We start from the raw sequence: 3685 nt of genomic DNA, 5'->3' as shown, positions 1-3685 counted from the left end.
GCCGAGGCGACCGGCGCGCGGCTGGCCTGGGTGCCACGCCGGGCCGGGGAGCGCGGCGCGCTCGCCGCCGGCGCACTGCCATCGCTGCTGCCGGGCGGGCGCCCGGTGGCGGATCCGGTGGCCCGCGCCGAGGCCGAGGAGATCTGGGGTGCCGTCGTCCCGGCCGAGCCGGGCCGGGACACCGCGGCCATCCTCGCCGCCGCTGCCGCCGGTGAGCTCGACGGGCTCGTCGTCGCCGGGGTGGACGTCCACGACCTGCCCGATCCGGCCGCCGCCCTGAAGGTGATCGCCTCCGTGCCGTTCTGCGTGTCCCTGGAGGTGCGCGCCTCCGCGGTGACCGAACTCGCCGACGTGGTCCTGCCGGTCGCGCCGGTGGCGGAGAAGGCGGGCTCGTTCGTCAACTGGGAGGGACGCCTGCGCGCGTTCCAGCGGGCCCTGGAGACCGCCGCGCTGCCGGACCTGCGGGTGCTGCACATCCTGGCCGCCCGGATGGGGATCGCCCTCGGTGTGGACGACCCCGGGGTGGCCGCGCGCGAGCTGGCGAGGTTCGGCCGTGCCGGTGCCGGGATCAACCGCGTGCCGGCGCCGGCGGCCGAGCAGCCCGCGCTGCCCGAGCCGGCACCGGGCCAGGCGGTGCTCGCCAGCTGGCACCAGCTGATCGACGACGGCCGGCTGCTCGACGGCGAGCCCTACCTCGCCGGGACGGCCCGCCCGCCGCGGGTCAGGCTGTCGGCGGTGACGGCCGGTGAGATCGGCGCGGTCGACGGCGCGCCCGTCAGCGTCAGCACCGGCCGCGGCACCATCACCCTCCCCCTGGAGATCACTTCGATGCCCGACCGGGTGGTGTGGCTGCCGGCCTTCTCACCGGGCTCCCACGTCCGTGCCTCGCTCGCCGGGCGTGCCGGCGAAGTGGTGAACATCAGTGTGGCCGCCGGCGCCCCGGACGGCGGCCATGATCTTGTCGACGCCGTCGCGGGCAGCGGCGCGGAAGGCCGGTCATGAGCTACTCACCCTCGTTCGCGCCGGTGCTGGCGGCCGGTGCCACCGACCCGGACCTGGCCGTCTTCGGTGACGACCCGTTCTGGCTGATCCTGCTCAAGGCCGTGGCGGTCTTCGCCTTCCTGCTGCTGATAACGCTGTTCGCGATCGTGTTCGAGCGCAAGGTCGTGGCCCGGATGCAGCAGCGTGTCGGCCCCAACCGGCACGGCCCCAAGGGCTGGCTGCAGAGCCTCGCCGACGGCGTGAAGCTCATGCTCAAAGAGGACATCATCCCGGTTCTCGCCGACCGGCCGGTCTTCATCCTCGCCCCGATCGTCTCGGCGATCCCGGCGTTCCTCGCGTTCGCGGTGATCCCGTTCGGGCCCGAGGTGTCGATCTTCGGTGAGCACACCAGCCTGCAGCTCGCGGACCTGCCGGTGGCCATCCTGTTCGTGCTGGCCGCCTCGTCGCTGGGCGTGTACGGGCTGATCCTCTCCGGCTGGGCGAGCGGGTCGACCTACCCGCTGCTGGGGTCGCTGCGCTCGGCGGCGCAGATCATCTCCTACGAGGTCGCGATGGGGCTGTCCTTCGTCGCGGTCTTCCTCAACTCCGGGACGCTGTCCACCTCGGGCATCGTGGAGGGCCAGAGCCACTGGTGGAACGTGGTGCTGGTGCCGTCCTTCATCATCTACTGCATCGCGATGGTGGGTGAGACGAACCGGACGCCGTTCGACCTGCCCGAGGCCGAAGGCGAGCTGGTCGGTGGTTTCCACACCGAATACAGCTCGATCAAGTTCGCGTTCTTCTTCCTCGCCGAGTACATCAACACCGTGACCGTGTCCGCGGTGGCGACGACGCTGTTCCTCGGCGGGTGGCAGCCGCCGCCGATCCCGTACTTCTCGCACTTCGACACCGGCTGGTTCCCGGTGATCTGGTTCGTGCTGAAGCTGCTGGCGTTCCTGTTCCTGTTCATCTGGCTGCGCGGCACGCTGCCCCGGCTGCGCTACGACCAGTTCATGGCGTTCGGCTGGAAGGTCCTGATCCCGGTCGGGCTGGTGTGGCTGCTCGCCGTGGCGACCTTCAAGGTCTACCGGGAGAACGTCACCGACCGGACGCCGTGGCTGATCGGTTTCGGGATCGCCACCGGCATCCTGCTCATCGTCACGATCATCGATCCCGGTGCGCGCAAACACCGGGAACGTCTTGAGGCCGCCGAGCAGGAGCGCATCCGTAACGCGCCCAGTCTGGACCGGATCCCGTGGCCGCCGCCCGCCGCTACGGCCGACGCGGCCGGCGCGGCCGGCCGGCCGCCGTCCGTCACCGGCCCGGACCGGTCGTCGTCCGCCACCGTCATCGTCGCGGGTGGACCGCGGCAGGAGAGCTGAGCCATGGGGATCCTCGACCCGTACAAGGGATTCGGCGTCACCTTCTCGACCATGTTCAAGAAGCCGACGACCGAGCAGTATCCGGAGGAGAAGAAGCCGACCGCGCCTCGTTTCCACGGCCGCCACCAGCTCAACCGGCATCCCGACGGGCTGGAGAAGTGCGTCGGCTGCGAGCTGTGCGCGTGGGCCTGCCCGGCCGACGCGATCTACGTGGAGGGCGCGGACAACACCGAGGAGCAGCGTTACTCCCCCGGGGAGCGCTACGGGCGCGTCTACCAGATCAACTATCTGCGCTGCATCCTGTGCGGCCTGTGCATTGAGGCGTGCCCGACCCGGGCGCTGACCATGACCAACGACTACGAGCTCGCCGACGACAGCCGGACGGACCTCATCTTCACCAAGGAGCAGCTGCTCGCCCCGCTGGGCGAGGGGATGACGGCGCCGCCGCATCCGATGTTCCTCGGTGACAGCGAGACGGACTACTACCGGTTCGACCCGGACCGCGCCGGCCCCTTCGACGCATCCGGTCTCTCCGGCGCCGGCGCGGACGCGCCCGGCCTGGACAGCGAGCCGGAGCCGGCCCGATGAGCGCGCAGATCCTGGCCCAGGCGGCGGGGGAGATCACCCGGACGTCCACCGGCGAGGCCGCGACGTTCTGGGTGCTCGCCCCGGTGGCGGTGCTCGCGGCACTGGGCATGGTGCTCGCCCGCAACGCCGTGCACGGGGCGCTGCTGCTGGTGACGAACTTCTTCTGCCTGGCTGTCTTCTACCTGCTGCAGGACGCGCCGTTCCTCGGTTTCGTGCAGATCGTCGTGTACACCGGGGCAATCATGGTGTTGTTCCTGTTCGTGCTGATGCTGGTCGGGGTGGACTCCTCCGACTCCCTGGTGGAGACCCTGCGCGGCCAGCGGGTGGCCGCGATCATCCTGGGGTTCGGGTTCGCCGGGCTGCTGGTGTTCCCGATCGGCGGCGTGATCAACAACGGCACCACCGCGGCCGGGCTCACGGCCGCCAACGACGGCGGCAACATCCAGGCGATCGCCCGCCTGCTGTTCACCGACTACGTGTTCGCGTTCGAGATCATTTCCGCGCTGCTCATCATCGCCGCGGTCGGCGCCATGATCCTCGGGCACCGGGAACGGGTCGACGGCAAGGTGACGCAGCGGGAGATGCTGCGGCGCCGGTTCGCCGACGGGGGCCGGGTCACCCCGATCCCCGGGCCGGCCGTCTACGCCCGGCCCCAGGACGCCCGGCTGCCGGCGGGCCTGCCCGGCGGTGCCGGTCCCGGCGCGGGCCGCGACGCCGGGAGCCCTGGGGACGCC

At 71.5% G+C, this 3685-nt stretch carries 4 protein-coding genes; all 4 read left to right on the top strand.

Going from position 1 to position 3685, the window contains the following annotated elements; all coding sequences use genetic code 11:
• A partial coding sequence (locus tag NBW84_RS23265; RefSeq protein ID WP_250287407.1) for a molybdopterin-dependent oxidoreductase occupies positions 1 to 1002 on the top strand: 1002 nt, incomplete at its 5' end.
• Positions 999 to 2363: an NADH-quinone oxidoreductase subunit NuoH gene (nuoH, locus tag NBW84_RS23260; protein WP_250287406.1), complete on the top strand. Its 1365-nt coding sequence runs from the start codon at positions 999 to 1001 to the stop codon at positions 2361 to 2363. The genes NBW84_RS23265 and nuoH, both read left to right, overlap by 4 nt.
• Before the next feature lie 3 nt (positions 2364 to 2366).
• Positions 2367 to 2951 carry an NADH-quinone oxidoreductase subunit NuoI gene (gene nuoI / locus NBW84_RS23255; protein ID WP_250287404.1) on the top strand — a complete coding sequence of 195 codons (585 nt, stop codon included), beginning with the start codon at positions 2367 to 2369 and terminating at the stop codon, positions 2949 to 2951.
• Positions 2948 to 3685, top strand: a 738-nt coding sequence (locus NBW84_RS23250) for an NADH-quinone oxidoreductase subunit J (RefSeq protein WP_250287401.1), incomplete at its 3' end; no start/stop codon positions are given. The genes nuoI and NBW84_RS23250, both read left to right, overlap by 4 nt.

Origin of the sequence: Protofrankia sp. CiP1_Cm_nod2, from assembly GCF_920664355.1 — a bacterium.
GTDB lineage: Bacteria > Actinomycetota > Actinomycetes > Frankiales > Frankiaceae > Protofrankia.
Note: the sequence above shows the minus strand (reverse complement) of the source record. Positions and strands in the feature narration are given on the sequence as shown.

Excerpts from the sequence above, each read along its gene's own strand:
- nuoH (WP_250287406.1), top strand. The coding sequence starts at position 999 with ATGAGCTACTCACCCTCGTTCGCGCCGGTGCTGGCGGCCGGTGCCACC.
- nuoI (WP_250287404.1), top strand. The coding sequence starts at position 2,367 with ATGGGGATCCTCGACCCGTACAAGGGATTCGGCGTCACCTTCTCGACC.